Here is a 2834-nt window from a genome sequence, read left to right as displayed (position 1 = left end):
GCGTCACTCGGGCTGTCTCTATCCACAGCGTCAGCGGATCGGGACGGGGGTGCCGTGGAGGAGGAGAGGCCGGCCGGAGCCGTGTTCCCAGGCGTCCCAGGCGTCGTGTACGCGGCGGGCCTGGTCGGGCGGCATCACGGTGTCGAGCAGGTAGCAGGGCACCCAGTGCAGGGCCCGGATGTTGGCCGGCGGGCGGTGCAGGGTCGCGGCTCTGGCTTGGCGCGGGGTCACGATGCCGCCCGCGTAGACGAGGTTGAGCGCCTCGGGGTAGTGGTGCCGGGAGACGTAGTCGACCGTGAGGACCGTTCGGAGCGGCAGGACGAGCCCGGTCTGGGACTCCAGGTGGCGGCGGGCGGCGAGGTGGGGCAGCTCGTCGGCTTCGGCGCTGCCGCCGGGGAGGGTGTAGCCGTCGCGGTGGATCGGGTCGACGAGGAGGACGCAGAGTTCGCCTCCGAGGTCGGCGTTCTCGTGGAGGACGAGGGCCTGCTGGCCCAGGCGGCGGCCGGGCGGCTTGCTGATGAGGTGGTCGTTCAACTCGACTCCTGATGCGCGAAGTTGGGAGGCGTGTTCCACGGCAGCGAATCCCCCGGCAGCGAGGGAACTTACGTGGAGGGCAGCGAGGAAGAGATCGCGCGAATTCACGCCGGCTCGTCGTTGAGCAGGCGCCGGCGGGAGTGGGCGCCGGAACCGGGGGCGATCTGCCGGGGATTGAGGACGCTGACCTGATCGGCTCGGGTGGTCCATTCGATGCCGCCGCCGATGGGCCGGAGGTACATGACGCCGGCGCACTGCTCCATGAAGACCCCCTCGCGGGGCCGGCCATCGTCGAGGTGACCACGGTCGATCACCACCTCGTGGAGGAGGGGGACTTCGGACAGCACGGATCTCTGGTCTTCGAACATGGGGGTCTCCACAGTCGCACAGCGCTATCGGCGCATCACCTGGTGTAGCCATAGTGGCGTGATCGGCCCTACGATCGGAAGTCATTCCCGCTTGACAAAGTCCCCGCGTGGGATTCAGAGGGCAACGGAGTTCTGATCATGCGTGAAACCGAGCTGGATCCCTCCGCATCGCCGCTCAAGGCCTTCGGCGCGCAACTGCGCAGGCTGCGCAAGGCGGCTGGGCTCACACAGATCCAGCTTGGGAACCTCACGAACCTGAGTGACAGCCAGATCTCCAACCTCGAAAGAGGGACACGCAATCCCACACTCGAATGGGTCCTGGCGGCTGATCAGGTCCTGAAGACCGGGGGAACGCTGGAACTGACGTTCTGGACGCTGAGCGGCTCATCTCTCCTGGAAGGGTTCCCGGAGTACGCGCAGCAAGAGGCAAAGGCGCAGAGCATCAACCACTTCGAGTTGGGAGTCGTACCCGGTCTCGCTCAAACCATGGAGTACGCCGAAGCCTTCGCCGGAGCCGCTGTGCGGCGTGGCAGCATCACCGAGGATCAGGCCGCAGACCGACTGGACTTCCTCTCCGCGCGGCAGAAGCTACTTGAGCGCCCATCAGCGCCTCGCCTTCATCTCGTCCTTGACGAGGGCGCCTTGATGCGACCGGTGGGCGGGCCCAGGGCCATGGCTCGACAGCTGGCGCACCTCGAAGACCTCGCTACCCGTCCGAACACCACGATCCAGGTAGCACCGTTCGCGCTCGCGGAGGAGCTGCCGTTCACCATGATGGTTACGCTGCTGACCCTCCCGAATCGGACGCTCCTGGCATACTCAGAGTGCCAGTTGCGCGGCATCCTCGCGCGGGACTCTGGGACCGCCCAGGCTTGGGAGCGGGACTACCATCAACTTCAGGTGGAAGCGCTTCCCAAGGCCGCGTCACTGGAGATGATCCGCAAGTGCAAGGCGTGAGAGGAATGTCATGATCCCCCCTGTAGACCTGACCGACGCCGCGTGGTTCAAGAGCAGCTACAGCAACAACGGTGGGTCTTGCGTCGAGGTGGCTGCAGGCTTCCTCGGCCTCGCCCCCGTCCGTGACTCGAAGGACCCCCAGGGTCCCGCCCTCGTCTTCCCGGTCGAGGCCTGGCGGTCGTTCGTCACGGCCGTCCAGGCTGGCGAGTTCGGCGACGTCTGAGAGGAATGCCATGATCCCCGCTCCCGACCTGACCGACGCCGCATGGCGCAAGAGCAGCTACAGCGGGAATGGAGGCCAGTGCGTCGAGGTAGCCGACGGATACATCGGTGTCATGCCCGTCCGTGACTCCAAGGATCCGGAAGGCCCCGCCCTGGTCTTCCCGGTGGAGGCCTGGCAATCATTCCTCGCTGGCATCCGGGCTGGCGAGTACGGCGATGCCTGAGAGGAATGCTGTGATCCCCGCTGTAGATCTGGCCGACGCCGCGTGGTTCAAGAGCAGCCACAGCAACAACGGGGGCAACTGCGTGGAGGTGGCTCCAGGCCTCCTCGGCCTCGCCCCTGTCCGTGACTCGAAGGACCCGGAAGGCCCCGCCCTGATCTTCCCAGTGGAGGCCTGGCGGTCCTTCGTCGCCGGCATCCAGGCCGGCGAGTTCGGCGAGGCCTGAGAGGAGAATCATGATTCCCCTTGTCGACTTGACCGACGCCGCGTGGTTCAAGAGCAGCTACAGCAACAACGGCGGTACCTGCGTCGAGGTGACAGCAGACTTTCCCGGCCTGACTCCCGTCCGCGACTCCAAGGACCCCCAGGGTCCCGCCCTCGTCTTCCCGGTCGAGGCCTGGCAGTCCTTCGTCACAGCCGTCCAGGCTGGCGAGTTCGGCGACGTCTGAGAGGGCGTTCGATAGGGGAATCCCCCCCAACTGTCCGGCTTTCGCGGGCTCGGCACGGACGCTGTTCCAGGATCCTGTAGCGG

General features: G+C 66.5%; 7 protein-coding genes. 5 read left to right on the top strand and 2 right to left on the bottom strand.

Annotation, left to right across the window (positions count from 1 at the left end):
• Nucleotides 1-30: 30 nt before the first annotated feature.
• Nucleotides 31-534 carry an NUDIX domain-containing protein gene (locus ACFV4F_RS43055; protein WP_380511440.1) on the bottom strand — a complete coding sequence of 168 codons (504 nt, stop codon included), beginning with the start codon at nucleotides 532-534 and terminating at the stop codon, nucleotides 31-33.
• A gap of 104 nt (nucleotides 535-638) precedes the next feature.
• Nucleotides 639-902, bottom strand: a complete 264-nt coding sequence (locus ACFV4F_RS43050; RefSeq protein WP_380493148.1) for a hypothetical protein — start codon at nucleotides 900-902, stop codon at nucleotides 639-641.
• A 138-nt stretch (nucleotides 903-1040) separates the two neighbouring features.
• Between ACFV4F_RS43050 and ACFV4F_RS43045 the strand changes: the two genes are divergently transcribed.
• From ACFV4F_RS43045 to ACFV4F_RS43025, 5 genes are read left to right on the top strand one after another with little or no spacing between them, the layout of a single operon-like run.
• Nucleotides 1041-1859, top strand: a complete 819-nt coding sequence (locus tag ACFV4F_RS43045) for a helix-turn-helix domain-containing protein (RefSeq protein ID WP_380493151.1) — start codon at nucleotides 1041-1043, stop codon at nucleotides 1857-1859.
• 10 nt (nucleotides 1860-1869) lie between these two features.
• A complete protein-coding gene (locus ACFV4F_RS43040) occupies nucleotides 1870-2082 on the top strand; it encodes a DUF397 domain-containing protein (protein WP_380438782.1) in 213 nt (70 codons plus the stop codon).
• Between the two features lie 10 nt (nucleotides 2083-2092).
• Entirely contained in the window at nucleotides 2093-2305 is a 213-nt protein-coding gene (locus ACFV4F_RS43035; protein ID WP_380493154.1) for a DUF397 domain-containing protein, read from the top strand.
• Between the two features lie 13 nt (nucleotides 2306-2318).
• Nucleotides 2319-2528 (top strand): DUF397 domain-containing protein, encoded by a 210-nt coding sequence (locus ACFV4F_RS43030; RefSeq protein ID WP_380511442.1) that lies wholly within the window; start codon nucleotides 2319-2321, stop codon nucleotides 2526-2528.
• A gap of 10 nt (nucleotides 2529-2538) precedes the next feature.
• Nucleotides 2539-2751 (top strand): DUF397 domain-containing protein, encoded by a 213-nt coding sequence (locus tag ACFV4F_RS43025; RefSeq protein ID WP_380511435.1) that lies wholly within the window; start codon nucleotides 2539-2541, stop codon nucleotides 2749-2751.
• The last annotated feature ends 83 nt before the right edge of the window (nucleotides 2752-2834 follow it).

Origin of the sequence: Kitasatospora sp. NPDC059722 (genome assembly GCF_042733235.1) — a bacterium.
Lineage (GTDB): Bacteria > Actinomycetota > Actinomycetes > Streptomycetales > Streptomycetaceae > Kitasatospora.
The sequence above is the reverse complement of the archived record's forward strand: the minus strand, read 5'-3'. Positions and strand labels throughout refer to the sequence as shown.